Raw genomic sequence first — 16,460 nt, 5'->3', positions numbered from 1 at the left:
CATGCGTCTGCTCACCCACCTGCGGCACGTCGACCTGGCCGTGCCCGACTACGACAAGCAGCTCGACTTCTACGCCGGTGTCTGGGGCCTGAGCAAGGTCGCCGAGGACTCCGGCATCTCCTTCCTGGCCGCCGAGGGCTCCCCCGAGCAGTACGTCGTGCGGCTGCGCAGGGCCGAGGAGAAGCGCCTCGACCTGGTCTCCTACGGGGCAGCGTCCGCCGCCGACGTCGACACCCTCGCCGAGCGACTGCTCGCGGGCGGCGTGCGGTTGATCTCCCGGCCGGGCACGGTGGACACCCCCGGCGGCGGCTACGGCTTCCGCTTCTTCGACGTCGACGGACGCACCATCGAGGTGTCGGCCGACGTCGAGGTCCGCCGGCACCGCAGGATCGAGGAGAAGGAGTCCATCCCGGTCAAGCTCTCCCACGTCGTCCTCAACTCCCCCGACCTGAACCGCACCCGCGCGTGGTACGAGCGCCACCTCGGCTTCGCCCTCTCCGACACGCTCAGCTCCCCGCACATGGGCGAGGTCATGCACTTCATGCGGATCAGCAACCAGCACCACTCCATGGCGCTGGCCAAGGGACCGCACACCTCGCTGCACCACGTCTCCTTCGAGATGCGCGGCATCGACGAGTACATGCGCGGCTCGGGCCGGGTGATGCGGGCGGGCTTCCGGAAGATCTGGGGTCCCGGCCGGCACATGGCGGGCGACAACACCTTCACGTACTTCCTCGACCCGCACGGGAACACCGTCGAGTACACCACCGAGCTGGAGTGCCTGGACGAGGACACCTGGCACCCGCACGTCTACGACTTCTCCCGGCCCGAGGTCACCGACCAGTGGGGCACCGCCAACGCCATGAACGAACTGGTCGCCAAGGAGTCGTTCAACGACCCCGACCGAGGCGTGTTCGTCGCCCCGCCGGTCTGATCCCTCCCAGGAGCCGCACCATGCGTTTCGCCGCTTACGCACACCGTCACCGCCACCGCGTGGCCGTCGTGGAGGACGACGGCACGCTCTACCCGCTGCCCGGCGTCACCTCGCTCACCGCCCTGCTCGCGCGGACCGAGGGTCTGCCCGGGCTGCTCGCCGCCGGGCGCGCCGCCCTCGACGTGCCGCCCGGCCCGCACGTCGACGAGGTACGGCTGCTGCCCCCGCTGCGGCCCGCGTCCGTACGGGACTTCGTCACGTTCGAGGAGCACGTCGAGGGCGTACGCCGCTCCGTCGACGGCGTCGCCGGCGTCCCCGAGGAGTGGTACGCCGCGCCGACGTTCTACTTCACCAACCCGCACGCGATCCACGGCCACCGGGACGGCATCCCGGTGCCGCCGGGGTCGGCCGTGCTCGACTTCGAGCTGGAGGTGGGCGCGGTGATCGGGCGGGAGGGCCGCGACCTCACCCCCGAGCGGGCCCGCGACCACATCGTCGGCTACACGGTGTTCAACGACTGGTCCGCGCGCGACCTGCAGAGCGCGGAGATGAAGGTGGGCCTCGGCCCCTGCAAGGGCAAGGACACCGCCACCACGCTCGGCCCGTACCTGGTCACCGCGGACGAGCTGGAGCCGTACCGGGACGCCGAGGGGTTCCTGCGCCTGGCGCTGACCGCCGAGGTCAACGGCGAGAAGGTCGGCGAGGACCTGCTGTCCCACATGAGCTGGACCTTCGAGGAGATGACGGCCTACGCCTCACGCGGCACCCGCGTCGTACCGGGCGATGTCCTCGGCTCGGGCACCTGCGGCAACGGCGGCTGCCTGGCCGAGCTGTGGGGCCGGCGCGGCGAGCGGACGCCGCCGCCGCTGACGCCGGGCGACACGGTCACCCTGACCGTGGAGGGCATCGGCACCCTGACGAACACCGTCGTCCCCGGCCCAGACCCCGTGCCGTTGCCGGCCGGCCGGCGGCGCGGGCGGGAGCGGCCGTGAGCGACCCGCACCCCGAGCGGCTGCTCGGCAGGGTCGTCGTCGTCACGGGCGCCGCCCGCGGCCAGGGCGCCGCCGAGGCCGAGGCCCTCACCCGCGAGGGCGCCCGGGTCATCGCCACCGACGTGGCACCGGACGGCGACTGCCGCCGCCTCGACGTGAGCAGCGGTCAGGAGTGGGCGGAGCTGGCCGCCGAGCTGCGGGAGGCGTACGGGCAGGTGCACGGCCTGGTGAACAACGCGGCCGTCACCTGGCGGGCCCGCCTCGGTGAGGTGCGGGCCGAGGACTTCGAGCGGGTGCACTCGGTCAACGTGACCGGTCCGCTGCTCGGCATCCAGCACCTGAGCCCGCTGATGCCGCCGGGCTCCTCGATCGTCAACGTCGGCTCCTCGGCCGCGCTCACCGCTCACTACCCGGTCGCGTACACCGCGAGCAAGTGGGGACTGCGGGGACTGTCGAGAACCGCCGCGCTCGAACTCGGTCCGCGCGGCATCCGCGTCAACACCGTCCACCCCGGCTACATCGAGACCGGGATGACGGCGACCGCGGCCCCCGCGTTCCGCGAGGCCAACCTCCGGGAGACGCCCCTCGGCCGCACCGGCACGGTCGACGAGGTGGCGCCGCTGGTCGTGTTCCTGCTGTCGGACGAGTCGTCGTTCATCACCGGTGCGGAGATCCCCGTGGACGGCGGCCTGACCGCGCACGGCGGCGTCAAGTCCGTCTCCGACGCCCTGCGAGCCGCCGAGGCCGGGCCATGAGGCGGCTCGACGGCGAGGTGGCCCCGGTCTCCGGCACCGCCCGGGGCCAGGGCCGGGCGGACTCCCCGGACCCCGTCGCCTTGACCACCGAGAGGCCGCGCGCCTCACGGGCGCCCGCCCCGTGGCCGCCACGACACCGTCACCGTCGTCGTCCACGTAGGCGACCTGCCCGCCGGCTGCGCGGTTCGTCCGGGCGCGGGCACGTAGAGCCTCCAGCCGGTCCCGTTCGCGTCTCCCCGCCGGGTGGTCGCGCTGCCCGTACGGGACGCGACGAGCGTCGGCTGCTCTCGCGAGGCGTGCAGTGCGGCCCGTACGGAGACGCCGACCGCGGCCACGGCGGCCAACGCCGAGACGGACGTCGCTGTCCTGTCCCCGTCCTCCCAGCGGACCACCGCCGGCCAGGCACCGAGCGCGGCGACCAGGAGGCCGGTCCCGGAGAGGACGGCGACACGGAGAGTGATCATCGGAAAATGGCCCCACGGGCGTGACGCACCGTCAGCCCCTATTGATCGACCGGCATATGCCCCGGGGCCGGGACCGGGGCTGGAGCGGCCGGGGGGTCGCTCGCGGTGCTCAGACCGGGCAACCCGAGTCGGCGACCACGTAGTGGCCGGGTGAGGTCTGCTGGAGCGTGTGGGTGGTGAACGTGTTCCACAGGCCCATGGGTTGGCCGGAGCCACGGGCGTAGGCGCGGCCGCCCTCCGCGTAGGCCCGGCCGGCGACGGTGTGGTCGTAGTTGCTCGCCGTGTGGCACGTGGGCGTGAACCCGGTGGTGGTCGCAGCGACCGCGGACGAGGGCGGGCCCGCCGTGCCCGCCGCGTCGACGGCGGTCACCGTGTAGCGGTACGTGCTGCCGGACGCGAGGCCGCTGTCGGTGTGGCCGGTCGACGCGGTGGTCGCGATCCGGTCGCCGCCGCGGAGGACGGCGTACGAGGCCGCTCCGGGGACGGCGTTCCAGCCGAGGGTGACCGAGGTGGCGGTGGTCCCGGTGACGGCCAGTCCGGTGGGGGCGGGGAGCGGGCCGGGCTCCTCGCCGCCGCCGTCGCCGTCCAGCCCCCAGAAGCGGGCGGTGTGGCGGCTGGAGCAGATGGTGTCGAGGTAGTAGGCACCGGTGGCTCCGCACTGCTCGGCGCCGCTGCCGGGGTCGACCGCGAGACCGTGGGCCATGCCGGAGATCGAGTAGACCTCGACCGCGGGCCGGCCGGAGGGGTCGTCGTAGACGGTGCGCGTGGTGCCTCCGGTGAGGGTGTCGGTGCGGGAGGGTGTCTGGCCGATGCCCCACACGTCGGTCCACTGGTCGCGTAGTTCCGTGGCGTTGGCGGGCCGGACGGTGGTGTCGCCGGTGCCCTGCCAGATCGCCACGCGCGGCCAGGAGGTGGTGCCCGCGGGGGCCGCCGAGCGGACCAGGTCGCCCCACTGGGCGGGCGTCCGGTCCGGCGGGCTATACATGCAGGTGTAGGCCGCGCCCACGCTGTCGGCGCAGGCGGCGGGGAGACCGGAGGCGACGGCGCCGCCCGCGAAGACGTCGGGGTAGGCGGCGAGCAGGTTCGCCGTCATGCCGCCGCCGGCCGACAGGCCGGTGACGTAGACGCGTCCGGGGTCGCTGCCGTAGCGCGCGACGGCCTCCTCCACCATCTGTCGGACCGACAGCGCCTCGCCCCGGTCGCGCGCGCTGTCACCCGGCTGGAACCAGTTGAAGCAGTTGTTGGCGTTGTTCGCGCTGCTCGTCTGGGGGAAGACCACCGCGAAGCCGTAGCGGTCGGCGACGGTGGGCCACCCGGAGTGGGCGTAGTAGTCGTTGGCGCTCTGGGTGCAGCCGTGCAGGGCGACCACGAGCGGCGCGTCGGAGGGCAGGGCGTCGGGCACGTACGCGTACATGGACAGGTTGCCCGGGTTGGTCCCTTAAACCGGTGACCTGGGTCAGCCCCGCGGCGGACGCCTGCGGGCCCCCGGCCACCAGGCCGGCGGTGAGGGCGAGGGCGCCTGCCGCGGCGGTCATCCACCTGCGGACGCCCGCCGCGCGGCGGCGGCTCTTCGCGGAGCGGTGCGGGGGGTGCGAGGGGAACGGGTGGTGCGAATGGTGCGAGTGGTGCGGAGGGTGCGGTTGTCCCATGTCGGCTGCCTCCTGGGATGGACACGCTGTGGACACGCTGTGGACGCGCTCCGGAGCCGGCATCGTCGGGGGTTCCGGCGCGGGTGTCCGCGCATCATCCGGCGACGGCATCCCGAACGGCATGGACCGCGCGAACAGGGTGGCGGCGAGTGCTGTGTGACGGGCCTCCATGGCCTCCCCGGCGCCTCGGCGTGTATGTCCCGCCGGTCCCGCCGTGGGAGGCCGACCCTCCCGGACCGGTCAGAGGTCCCCGGCGCCGCCCAGGCCCGTCAGCGCGCCGACCGGGTCGAGGTCGGGGGTGCCGCGCGGCCACCAGTCGTCGCGGCCGGGCTCGGACTCGTAGGCGTACCAGAGGCCCGTCCGGCCCAGCCGGAGCTGCACGTGTCCCCGGGGGTGGGTCAGGTGGTTGCGCCAGGGGCGGAAGGCGGGGAGGTCCGCGGCGAGCAGCAGGGGGCGGGCCCGGTCGAAGCGGCCGGCCGGCGGGTCCCAGGGCTCCTCCAGGACGTCGAGTCCGTCCGGTCCGCCCTGGCGCCAGGCGGCCACCGCGCGCGCCAGCTCGGCCGTCTCCCGGCCGGCGGCCTGGGCGAGGGACGCGTAGAGCGCGCGGGTCCCCGCGGTGAGGCCGGAGCCGGGGCGGGCCGCGGCGAGCCGGACGGCGTCCCGCCACAGCGTCAGCCCGCCGATCGGGTCGCGGCCCGTGGTGAGCAGCGCGTGGGCGCGGGCGGCTGCGTCGGTGGCCAGCTGATCCAGCGCGAACGGGTCGGGGCCGCCCGGTGCCGCCGGGTAGGCCGGCGGCTGCTCGGGGTGCGGGGGTGCGGGCAGCGGCGGCGGGAGGGGCGGCAGCGTGCGCTCGGTCAGGGCGGCAGCGGCCCGCACTCCGGGCAGCGGCGCGGGCCCGCGGTCCTGCGTGGCGCGGGCGGCCCGGGCCGCGTTCAACCGGGACAGGGCGTCCAGCAGATCGCGTTCGCCCCGGCCGCGCAGCAGGAGCAGGACGAAGGGGTCGGCGTCGAGCAGGCGTGCCGTCTGGTAGCAGAGGGCGGCGGCGTGCTTGCAGGGGTGCCCTGAGTCCGGGCAGCTGCACTGCGGGGCGAGGTCGCCGGGGCCGGGCAGCAGGGGGACGCCACAGTCGGCCAGGGAGTGGGGCAGGTCCTTGTCGAGGAGGGCGGCGATGTGCCCGGGCCGCTCGACGGCGGCGTCCAGGAACCGCTCCCAGCACGCGTCGTCCAGCGTGCGCAGCCTGACCTGCACGCGGTAGGGCCGGGGGCGGCTGCCCTGTACGTACGCGAGGACCAGCCCCGGGGTCACGGTGATCGCGTCGACGTGCCCCCGCTCGGCGTACCCCCTCCCGCGCGCCAGCCGCGCGGCGTCCAGGGCGCCCTCCTCCAGCGCGGTCACCCACGCGTTTCCCCACCATGTCCCGGCGAAGTCCCCGCCCTCCGCCGGCCTGGGCGGCAGGGCGGGGAAGGTACGCCGAAGCTCACCGTCCCGGCCGGGGGCCGCCATGGAGCGCGAGGTGCGGGGGGTGCCGGGTGCGGTGGGGGCTGCGGTTCTCACGGGGGGCACGGAAGGTGGCGTCGGAAGGGCGTCCTCGTACGGGCCGCGTGACTCCGTTCCGTGCCGTGCCTGGTACGAGGGCCGCCACGGGACCGGCTCCGAACCCTCCGGTCCACGCTCCGGGTGCGCCGCCACGCTGATCCGCGGCTGCGGTGGGGTGGCGGCGGCCGTCGGCCCGGGGGTCGTCGGCTCGGGGGACGTCGGCCCCGCGGGCGGTGACGTTTCGGCCGAGTCCGCGGACCCTCCGGTGGGCTCACCGGAGGACAAGGGCTCACCGGGCAGCGGCGCGGAGGGCAGGGGTTCCGCGGCAGGCGCGGCAGACGCGGCCGTCCCGGCGGGGTCGGCGGGGTCGACGTCCGGCGGCAGCCGGAAGGCCTCCGCGGCGAAGTCCCGTACGGCGCGGGCACGGGCGGCGGCGGAAGGTGAACCGCCCGCTTGCGGCCCCCGGGCCGGGCGAGACGGTCGGCGGGAACTCGCCGCGTCCTTGAGCGCCGAGTCCGCCCGGGCCTGCCGACGTGCCGCCCGCAGGGCCTCACGTGCCACATCGGCCGGTCGGGCCTCACGTGCCTCACCCGGCGACCCGGCCACACGCGCCGCATCCGCCGACCGACTGTCCGCGTCGTCGGACGGGTCCGCGGAGGCGGGGGGTGTGCCGGCGCCGGTGGCCGTGGGCCGAGCGGGCCGGGTCGTCCCTCCTGGCCGGGCGGCTTCCCCGCCCGCAGTGCCGGGCCTGTCCGGCCGCGGGCCGCTGGACGGAAGCGCCTCGGGTGCGGCCTCCGGTGACGCCGTGACGGCCTTCGCGGTGCGGGCGTGACGCAGCGCGGCGCGCGCGACGTCCCCCGGGCGCGACCCGGGGTGCTCCTCCTCGGCCCGGTCCTGGTCCTGGCCGCGGTCCCGATCCTGGCTGCGGCCCCGATCCCGGTCGAGGTCTTGGCCGCGCTCCCGGTCACGGCCCTGGTCACGGTCGCGACTGGGATCGAGGTTCCGATCACGGTCGCGGTCGAGGCTCGGGTGGGACCCCTGACCACAGTCGAGGCTCGGGTGGGGCCCCAGGTCACGGTCGCGGCCTTGGTCGCCGCCGGGGTTTCGGTCACGGCCTTGGTCACGGTCGCGGCCCTCCTGCTCCCGGGATGGGTGGTGGCCCCGGTTCTCGGAGTGGTCGTCCCTTTCGGCCTGCTCACCCGCCGGCTCGGACGCCGCGGTGTGCGGGCCGGAGCGGGCGCCGTCGCCGTCCGCCCCGGCGGCGGGGTGCGACGCCTCCTCACCGCGTTCGCGCGCCGCGCGCAGGGCTCGGCGGGCCTCGTCGGCGGGCCGGGGGGTCATGACGGCCTCCGCAGGGACACCAGGTCGGACAGCTCACCGACGGTCAGCTCGGTGAGGGCCGACTCGCCCGAGCCGAGGACCGCGTCGGCCAGGGCCCGCTTGGACTGGAGCATCTCGGCGATGCGGTCCTCGACCGTGCCCTCCGTGATGAGGCGGTGGACCTGGACCGGCTGGGTCTGGCCGATGCGGTAGGCGCGGTCGGTGGCCTGTTCCTCCACGGCCGGGTTCCACCAGCGGTCGAAGTGCACGACGTGGCCCGCGCGGGTGAGGTTCAGGCCGGTGCCGGCGGCCTTGAGGGACAGGACGAGGACGGGCGTCGCCCCGCTCTGGAAGCGGTCCACCATGCGCTCCCGCTCCGGGACCGGCGTACCGCCGTGCAGCAGGTCGACGGGAACCGCGCGGAGGGCCAGGTGGGAGGTGATGAGGCGGGCCATGCCGACGTACTGGGTGAAGACGAGGACCGAGCCGTCCTCGGCGAGGACCGTGTCCAACAGCTCGTCCAGCAGGGCGAGTTTGCCGGAGCGGGCGCTCAGACGGTCGCCGCCGCCCGGCGGGTGCTCCTCCTTCAGGAACAGCGCGGGGTGGTCGCAGATCTGCTTCAGCGAGGTCAGCAGTTTGAGGACGAGGCCCCGGCGTCCCATGCCCTCGGCCGCCTCGATGGCGAGCATCGACTCGCGCACCACGGCCTCGTACAGCGAGGCCTGTTCGCGGGTGAGCGGGACGGGGTGGTCCGTCTCGGTCTTCGGGGGCAGCTCGGGGACGATGCCCGGGTCGGACTTCCTGCGGCGCAGCAGGAAGGGGCGGATGAGCCGGGCGAGGCGCTCCACCGCCTGCTCGTCCTCCCCGTTCTCCACCGCCCGGGCGTGCCGGGCGCGGAAGGACTTGAGGGGGCCGAGGAGGCCGGGGGTGGTCCAGTCGAGGAGCGCCCACAGCTCGGAGAGGTTGTTCTCCACCGGAGTGCCGGTCAGGGCCACGCGCGCCGGGGACGGGATGGTGCGCAGGGCCTTCGCCGTCGCCGAGTACGGGTTCTTGACGTGTTGCGCCTCGTCCGCGACGAGCATGCCCCAGCGCTGCTCGGCCAGGGTGGCCGCGGCGGAGCGCATCGTGCCGTAGGTGGTGAGGACGAAGCCGCCGGCCAGGTCGTCCAGGGTGCGGTCGCTGCCGTGGAAGCGGCGGACGGGGACGCCGGGCGCGAACCGGGTGATCTCCCGCTGCCAGTTCCCCAGGAGCGAGGCGGGGCAGACCACCAGCGTCGGTTCCGTCCGGGCCCGCTTGAGGTGCAGCGCGATGACCGTGACCGTCTTGCCGAGGCCCATGTCGTCGGCGAGGCAGCCGCCCAGGCCGAGCGAGGTCATGAGGTCCAGCCAGGACAGGCCGCGGAGCTGGTAGTCGCGGAGGGTGGCGTGCAGGCCGGGCGGCGGTTCGGCGGGCCGTACGCCCGCCGTGAGCCGGTCGCGCAGGGCGGCCAGCGCGCCCACCGGCACCACCTCGACCGTCTCGCCGTCCGCCTCCGCGCTGCCGGTGAGGGCGACGGACAGGGCGTCGACCGGGTCGAGCAGACCGAGGTCGCGCTTGCGGGCGCGGCGTACCAGGCCCGGGTCGACCAGCACCCACCGGTCGCGGAGCCGGACGACGGGGCGGTGGGCCTCCGCCAGGGCGTCCATCTCGGCCTCGGTGAGCGGGTCGCCGCCGATCGCCAGCTGCCAGCGGAACTGGAGGAGGTCCTCGCTCTCGAAGAAGCCGGTGCCGTCCGTCGCCGAACCGGGTGCGGGCCGGACCACCGCGGTCGCGGTGAGGTCCTGGGCCAGGTCGCGGGGCCAGTGCACCGCGACCCCGGCGGCGGCGAGCCGGCCGGCGGCCACGCCCAGCAGGTCGGTGACCTCCTCCTCGGACAGGCTGAGGACGTCGGGCACGTCCTGCTCGGCGAGCCGGTCGAGCGGCGGCCAGACACGCGCCGCACGCCGCACCGCGAGGGCGGCGTCCACGCGGGTGCGGGGACCGAACGCCCCGTCGGCCGCGCCCGACCACAGGTCCGCCGCGTCGGCCACCAGGGTGGGGTCGGCGAGGCTGTGGACCTGCACGATCGCGGCTCCGGCGCCGCGCGCGCCGCCGCTGCCCTCGCCGTCCGTGTCGAACAGGTCGTAGGCCGACAGGTCCAGGCGGAGCGAGATCCGCACGCCCGCGTCCATGCCGGCGGCGACCTCCGCGGCCCAGTCGTGGGCACCGGGCAGGTGCTGCGCTCCGCGCGCGGCGAAGGGGCGGCCGGAGGCGTGGGGCGCGGCCGGAGTGCGGGGCAGGGTGTCGGCGACGGCGTCCAGGAAGGCGCGGACCAGTGCTTCCGGTTCCGGCAGCCGGATCGGGCCCGGGCCGTCCAGCGGGACCGCGTGTCCCTCCGGGGGCAGGGCGGCGGCGACGGCCCGCAGGTGCGCGATGTCGTCGGGGTCCAGGGGGCCGGCCCGCCAGGCGTCGTGCCCGGTCGCCGTCAGGCCGGGCAGGAGCCGGCCGCGCGCGGTGAGCCGCAGGGCGTGCAGGGCCGCCGCTCCCCAGCACGCGGTGGCCGGGTGGGCGGCCGGGTCGTGCCGGGCGCGCACCAACAGGGGCAGGGCCTCACCGACCGGGAGCGACAGCGCGGGCGTCGTGCCGCGCCGCACCGCGGCGCCGTGGCGACGTACCACGGTGAGTTCGGTGGGTTCGGTGGGGCGGGCGGTGCCTCCGGCGGGACCCCCGTTGTCAGGCGGCGCGGTGGCGGCGGTGGTGAGGCCCGGCACGTCGGACGCGGCGGAGTGGAGCCCCGAGGTGACGTCGCCGCCCTGCGGGTCCCAGAAGGCGATCCGTCCGTCGCGCGGGAGGCGGGCGGGGAGGAAGACGGCCGCGAGCCGGAGGGGGACGGGCACGGGCTCCTCCGGCTGCCGCGGCCGTCCGCGCCCGTCCGCTCGCCCGTCGGCCATCATGTCCGCCACAGCGGTGTCGCTCATACGTCCTGTCACCTCCCGCCCGCGGGTCCGATCAACTGTCTTCGACTCTACGGGCGGGGTCTGACAATCGGCTCCGGCGGCCTGCCGGGGCCCGCTCGTCGCGGGTGCGGGGTCAGGGAACGGTGCGGGAGACCACGTAGACCATGGGGTGGCCCGGGTTCTCCATGTTCACGACGACGTCCTGGGTGGGTGCCGGGTCGCGCTGCTCGTTGACCAGGCCCCACCAGGAGCCGGACCCGCCGAACTCCCAGCCGGTGACCCGCTGGGCGCGGTCGCTGATGGCGATGTTGTCCCGCTTCAGGGTGTCCCGGTCGACGCCCAGTCCCGCGAGGAAGGCGTCGAGGCCGGCGCCGGTGGTCTCGAACTGGACGTAGAGGCGGCTGGTCTTCCAGTTGTTCGTCTCGTAGTAGGCGACCTCTTCGGAGGGGACCGGTACCGGGACCTCGTAGACGCGGCGCTGGAGCTTGGACGGCCAGCCCTCGGTCATGCCGGTCGCCGCGTACTTCGCCTCCTTCTCCCGGCCGCTGTCGCGGCTCTGGTTGGCGGAGATCACGAGGTAGCCGGCCGGGACGCCGATGAGCAGCACGATGATGAGCAGGGTGAGCGACCGGCGGCGGATCATGTGCCGGCGGTCCTCCACCGGGTGCCCGGGCTCGTCCGGGGGGCCGGCCTGCTGGGGCACCGAGTCCGTCACAGGGACTCCCGGGGCGTACGGCGGGCCTCCGCGAAGCGCTCGTACCGCTCGTAGCGCTCCACCCGGCGCCGCTTGGCGCGGCGGAACCGGCGGGCGACCAGCCGGGCCAGGTCGGCGGCGCCCACCATGCCGGCCTCGGGGCCGAGCTGGGCGCGGACGATGCGGGCCTCCGGGCGGTAGCCGCGGCCGGTGAGCTGACGTTTGAAGGCGTCCCGCGCGGGGCCGATCAGCAGGTCGTCGGCGGCGCTGACGCCACCGCCGACGACGAAGCAGGAGGGGTCGAGCGCGGCCGCGAGGTTCGCGATGCCCACGCCGAGCCACTGGCCGATGTCCTGGAGCAGCTCGATGCACATGGCGTCGCCGTCGCGGGCCAGCTCGGTGATCATCGGGCCGGTGATGTCGCCGATGCTGCCCTTGACGTGCTCGATGATGCCGTACGCCACCGGCGAGTCCGCCGCGGCCAGCTCCCGGGCCTCCCGGACCAGCGCGTTGCCGGAGCTGTACTGCTCCCAGCACCCGCGGTTGCCGCACGGGCAGCGGTGGCCGCCCGGCACCACCTGCATGTGCCCGAACTCCCCGGCGACTCCGTACTTGCCCCGCTTGACCTGCCCGTCCTCCAGGATCGCGCCGCCGATACCGGTGCCGAGCGTGATCATGACGAGGTGGTCCTCGCCGCGACCGGCGCCGAAGCGCCACTCCGCCCAGGCCGCGGTGTTGGCGTCGTTGTCCACCAGGACGGGGACCGCGAGGCGGCCGGCGATGCGGTCGCGCAGCGGCTCGTTGCGCCAGGACAGGTGGGGGGCGAACAGCACGCGGTTGCGGTCGGCGTCGACCCAGCCCGCCGCGCCGATGCCGACGGCGTGCACGTCGTGCCGGTCGGAGAGGTCCAGGACCAGTTCGACGATGGTGTCCTCGACGACCTTGGGGCTCTTGGACTTGTCCGGGGTCTCCGTGCGGAGCTTCTCCAGGATGTTGCCGTCGGCGTCGACGACGCCCGCCATGACCTTCGTGCCGCCGATGTCGATGCCGACCGTGGGCACGCGGGGCGCCGTCAGGTGTGAGCGGCGTTCCCTCGTGCCCACGGTGCGCAGGACCGGGGCGCGGCGGGAGCCGATGGGGGCGGTGAAGTCGCGGTAGGTGCTCATCGGGTGCGATTGTGCCGCACGGTCATGCCGGGTGCCGAATGGACGGGGGCGGGTGGTGACCGTGTTCACCGTCGGCGGGTACGTCATGGCTGGTCGCGGAGTCCCCCGCGCCCCTCGCGGGACGCTTCGACGACGCCCGCACGTCTAGCGGCGTTCCAGTTCGTGCCGCAGATCGTCCAGCTCCGTTCCGCCCGCCATCTGCCGGGTCAGCTCGTCCAGCGTGATGTCCTCGCGCTCGTGGTTGCCCACCATCGTGCCCCTCTTCAGGAGCACGAACCTGTCGCCCACCAGGTACGCGTGGTGCGGGTTGTGGGTGATGAGGACGACACCCAGCCCCTGATCGCGGGCGGCCGCGACGTATTTCAGGACGACGCCGGACTGTTTCACGCCGAGGGCGGCGGTCGGCTCGTCCAGGACGAGCACCTTCGCGCCGAAGTGCACCGCGCGGGCGATCGCCACGCACTGGCGCTCACCGCCGGAGAGGGTGCCGATGGGCTGGTCGACGTCGCGCAGGTCGATGCCCATCCGCAGCAGCTCGGCGCGGGTGGTGCGGCGCATGTGGTCGACGTCCATGCGCTTGAAGGGGGCGACGCCCTTGCGCGGCTCGGAGCCCAGGAAGAAGTTGCGCCAGACCGGCATGAGGGGGACTACGGCCAGGTCCTGGTAGACGGTGGCGATGCCGCGGTCCAGGGCCTCGCGCGGGGAGGACAGGCTCGTCTCCTCGCCGTCCAGGCTCAGGGTGCCGCCGTCGTGCCGGTGCAGACCCGAGATGATCTTGATGAGGGTCGACTTGCCGGCGCCGTTGTCGCCGAGCACGCAGGTGATCTCGCCCGCGCGCACCTGGAGGGACACGCCCTCCAGGGCGCGGACGTTCCCGTAGTGCTTGCTGACGCCGGACAGCTCCACGAGCGGCGTACGGCGTTCGGTCTGCGTCACTTGGTGGCCTCCGCGCGCTTGCGGACCCAGGCGTTGAGCAGGGTCGCGAGGAGCAGCATCGCTCCGAGGAAGAACTTGAACCAGTCGGGGTTCCACTCGGCGAAGACGATGCCCTTGCTGGTCATGCCGAAGATGAGCGCGCCGACCGCCGAGCCGACGGCGCTGCCGTAGCCGCCGGTGATCAGGCAGCCGCCGATGACGGCCGCGATGATGTAGATCAGCTCGTTGCCGACGCCCTCGCCGGACTGGACGACGTCGTAGGAGAAGAGCAGGTGCTGGCCCGAGATCCAGGCGCCGAGGGCCACGCCCATGTACAGCCCGATCTTGGTCCTGGTGACGGGGACGCCGACCGCGCGCGCCGCGTCCTTGTTGCCGCCCACCGCGAAGATCCAGTTGCCGGCCCGGGTGCGCAGCAGGATCCAGCTGGCGACGGCGACCAGGGCGAGCCACCACAGGATGGTGACCTTGAAGCCGACGCCGCCGACGGTGAGCGTGGAGGCGAAGACGTCCCGGGCGGAGGCGAAGCCCTCCATGTCGGCGATCGTCTTGGTGGAGACGGTGCCGTCGATCAGCTTGGTGAAGCCCAGGTTCAGGCCGGTCAGCATCAGGAAGGTGCCGAGCGTGATGATGAAGCTGGGCAGTCTCGTGCGGGTGAGCATGTAGCCGTTGAAGGCGCCGATCGCGAGGGTGACCAGCAGGGACACGGCCACGCCCACCCAGACGTTGGCGGTCATCTGGTAGCTGAACATCGACGACACCAGCGCCGACGAGGTGACCATGACGCCCGCGGACAGGTCGAACTCGCCGCCGATCATCAGCAGTGCCACCGGGACGGCCATGATGCCGATCGTGGAGGCGGCGTAGAGCACCGTGCTGAGGCTGGCGGCGTGCAGGAAGCTGTCGGCGAAGAAGGCGAAGAAGAGGAAGACGGCGATCGCGCCGACGACGGAGCCCAGCTCGGGGCGGCCCAGCAGTTTCCGCAGCGGAGAGGACTGCAGAATCCTTTCGTCAGCATCCTTCGTCTGCGTGGCGCTCATCGGGTGCCCCGCCTCGTGTAGTCGCTCAGCGCGGCGGCGTCGTCCTTGGTGATGATCTGCGGCCCGGTGAGCACCGGCCCGCCACCGCCGAGGACGTCGGCGTTGTACCGGTACAGCCACAGCAGGTCGACGGCCTCGTAGCCCTGGAGGTAGGGCTGCTGGTCGACGGCGAAGCCGAGGCTGCCGTCCTCCAGTCCGGCGGCGACCTTGGCGTTGAGGTCGAAGGTGTCGATCTCGGCCTCGCTGTCCGCGCCCTGCTTGGCCTTCACGGCGGTGTCCGCGTAGGGGGCGCCCAGGGTGACGACCGCGTCCAGGGACGTGTCGGTCTGGAGCTTGGCCTCGATGGCGGACTGCACGTCCGGCATGCTGGTGCCGTTGACGTAGAGCCGCTCGATCTTTCCGTCGAAGGTCTTCTCCACGCCGTCGCAGCGCTGCTCGTGGCCGACGTTGCCCTGCTCGTGGAGGACGCAGATCGCCTTCTGGCGGCCGCGTTCGTTCAGCTCCTCGCCGACGGCCTCGCCGGCGATCGTCTCGTCCTGGCCGATGTGGGTGAGGGCGCCGAACGCCTTGGACTGCTCGGAGCCCGAGTTCACGGTGACCACCGGGATGCCGGCCTTCCGCGCGCGGTCCAGCGCGGACTTCATGGCGTCGGGCTTGGCGAGCGTGACGATGATCCCGTCGACCTTCTTGTCGATCGCCGCGTCGACGAGCTGCGCCTGCTGCTGGGCCTCGTCGTCGTGGGAGTACAGGAAGTTGATGTTGTCCTTGACGGCGGCCTGCTCGGCACCGCTCTGGACGATGTCCCAGAAGGTGTCGCCATCACCCGAGTGAGTGATCATCGCGAAGGTCCAGCGGGGGGTGTCCACCGCGGCCTTCCCCTGGGCGGAGGCGGCCTTGCGTGCGTCCTCGGCGCGCTTGCCACCCGTGCTGCTGCACCCGGCCAGGGACACCGACAGTGCCCCTGCCAGCGCGATGCCCACCCATGTCCGAAACCGTGCCACGAGGCCGTGCCCTTCTTGCCGTGCCGTGCTGTGCCGTTGCTGTGCCGTTGCTGTGCGTGCCGCGCGTCGGCCGACGCCCGGCCGGGATCCGGAAATCCCAAACGCCCCATTGTCCGACACACAAGCGGAGCACATGCCTCCGGGGAGTGCGACGACGGTCACATTGTCCGGACATTGCGACGAACCCGCACGGTGGGGCCGCCGCCGGACGGCACCGGTCAGGGCCGCACGAGCAGCTGGAACTCGAAGGAGTAGCGCGACGGACGGTAGGTGTGCGTGCCGAACTCGACCGCGCGTCCCGTGTCGTCGAACGTCGTCCGCTCCATGGTCAGCAGGGGGGCGCCGACGTCCTCGCCGAGCCGTTCGGCCTCGTCGGCGGTGGCGGCGCGGGCGCCGATGGACTGGCGGGCGCTGTGCAGGGTGATCCCGGCGGCGCGCATCAGCCGGTACAGGCCGGTGGCCTCCAGCTGTCCGGTGTCCAGGTCGACGAGGCCGGGTGGCAGGTGGTTGCACAGGTACGCCATCGGCTCCCCGTGCGCCAGCCGGAGCCGCTCCACCCGGTGCACGTCGCTCTCCTGGACCACGCCGAGCGCGGCGGCGACCTCCGCGGTCGCCGGGACGACGGTGTTGACCAGGACGTTCGTGGCCGGGCGCTGTCCCGCCGCCTCCAGGTCGTCGTAGAGACTGCTGAGTTCGAGCGGGCGCTTGACCTTGCTGTGGACGACCTGGGTGCCGACGCCCCGGCGGCGCACGAGCAGGCCCTTGTCGACGAGCGACTGGATGGCCTGGCGGACGGTGGGCCGGGACAGACCGAGCCGCGCGGCCAGCTCGATCTCGTTGCCCAGCAGGCTGCCGGGGGTCAGCGCACCGTGCTCGATCGCGGCCTCCAGCTGCTGCGACAGCTGGAAGTACAGCGGCACGGGGCTGCTGCGATCCACGCTGAGCTCCAGCGACACGGTCGGGTCCACTTCTGGTTTCGGCACGGGCCGAGCGTAGCTCCG

General features: G+C 73.9%; 12 protein-coding genes and 1 pseudogene. 3 read left to right on the top strand and 10 right to left on the bottom strand.

The genetic code is table 11. The annotated features are described in order from the left end of the window. Position 1: 1 nt before the first annotated feature. Genes ACGF5T_RS18760 through ACGF5T_RS18750 form a run of 3 tightly spaced genes read left to right on the top strand, consistent with a single transcriptional unit; the run spans position 2 to position 2,681 of the window. Positions 2-934, top strand: a complete 933-nt coding sequence (locus ACGF5T_RS18760) for a VOC family protein (protein WP_356607155.1) — start codon at positions 2-4, stop codon at positions 932-934. A gap of 20 nt (positions 935-954) precedes the next feature. Continuing rightward, positions 955-1,926, top strand: coding sequence for a fumarylacetoacetate hydrolase family protein (locus tag ACGF5T_RS18755; protein WP_356607157.1), 972 nt, complete (start codon positions 955-957; stop codon positions 1,924-1,926). After that, positions 1,923-2,681, top strand: coding sequence for an SDR family oxidoreductase (locus ACGF5T_RS18750; protein WP_356607159.1), 759 nt, complete (start codon positions 1,923-1,925; stop codon positions 2,679-2,681). Before ACGF5T_RS18755 ends, ACGF5T_RS18750 begins: the two co-directional genes overlap by 4 nt. A 104-nt stretch (positions 2,682-2,785) precedes the next feature. Here the strand turns inward: ACGF5T_RS18750 and ACGF5T_RS18745 are convergent, their stop codons facing one another. From ACGF5T_RS18745 to ACGF5T_RS18700, 10 genes and pseudogenes are all read right to left on the bottom strand, one after another. Continuing rightward, positions 2,786-3,145 (bottom strand): hypothetical protein, encoded by a 360-nt coding sequence (locus ACGF5T_RS18745; RefSeq protein WP_356607161.1) that lies wholly within the window; start codon positions 3,143-3,145, stop codon positions 2,786-2,788. A 109-nt stretch (positions 3,146-3,254) separates the two neighbouring features. After that, positions 3,255-4,680: pseudogene (locus ACGF5T_RS18740) on the bottom strand (PHB depolymerase family esterase). A 354-nt stretch (positions 4,681-5,034) separates the two neighbouring features. After that, entirely contained in the window at positions 5,035-7,167 is a 2,133-nt protein-coding gene (locus ACGF5T_RS18735) for an SWIM zinc finger family protein (RefSeq protein WP_366766423.1), read from the bottom strand. 500 nt (positions 7,168-7,667) lie between these two features. Beyond that, positions 7,668-10,619, bottom strand: a complete 2,952-nt coding sequence (locus tag ACGF5T_RS18730) for an SNF2-related protein (protein WP_366766424.1) — start codon at positions 10,617-10,619, stop codon at positions 7,668-7,670. A 139-nt stretch (positions 10,620-10,758) separates the two neighbouring features. Next, a complete protein-coding gene (locus ACGF5T_RS18725) occupies positions 10,759-11,340 on the bottom strand; it encodes a sugar kinase (protein ID WP_361009674.1) in 582 nt (193 codons plus the stop codon). Next, the gene (locus tag ACGF5T_RS18720) at positions 11,337-12,485 is read right to left on the bottom strand and encodes an ROK family glucokinase (protein ID WP_356607167.1); all 1,149 of its coding nucleotides are present in this window, start codon (positions 12,483-12,485) and stop codon (positions 11,337-11,339) included. The genes ACGF5T_RS18725 and ACGF5T_RS18720 overlap by 4 nt, the downstream gene beginning before the upstream one ends. A 144-nt stretch (positions 12,486-12,629) precedes the next feature. Continuing rightward, positions 12,630-13,421 (bottom strand): ATP-binding cassette domain-containing protein, encoded by a 792-nt coding sequence (locus ACGF5T_RS18715; RefSeq protein ID WP_366766366.1) that lies wholly within the window; start codon positions 13,419-13,421, stop codon positions 12,630-12,632. Continuing rightward, positions 13,418-14,458 carry an ABC transporter permease gene (locus ACGF5T_RS18710; RefSeq protein WP_361009670.1) on the bottom strand — a complete coding sequence of 347 codons (1,041 nt, stop codon included), beginning with the start codon at positions 14,456-14,458 and terminating at the stop codon, positions 13,418-13,420. Before ACGF5T_RS18710 ends, ACGF5T_RS18715 begins: the two co-directional genes overlap by 4 nt. Beyond that, positions 14,455-15,459 (bottom strand): sugar ABC transporter substrate-binding protein, encoded by a 1,005-nt coding sequence (locus ACGF5T_RS18705; RefSeq protein WP_366766367.1) that lies wholly within the window; start codon positions 15,457-15,459, stop codon positions 14,455-14,457. Before ACGF5T_RS18705 ends, ACGF5T_RS18710 begins: the two co-directional genes overlap by 4 nt. A gap of 218 nt (positions 15,460-15,677) precedes the next feature. After that, positions 15,678-16,415: a myo-inositol degradation transcriptional regulator gene (locus tag ACGF5T_RS18700; RefSeq protein ID WP_356607577.1), complete on the bottom strand. Its 738-nt coding sequence runs from the start codon at positions 16,413-16,415 to the stop codon at positions 15,678-15,680. Between the last annotated feature and the right edge of the window lie 45 nt (positions 16,416-16,460).

Source organism: Streptomyces sp. NPDC047853 (genome assembly GCF_043204535.1).
Lineage (GTDB): Bacteria > Actinomycetota > Actinomycetes > Streptomycetales > Streptomycetaceae > Streptomyces.
This window is presented reverse-complemented; position numbering and strand designations above follow the sequence as displayed.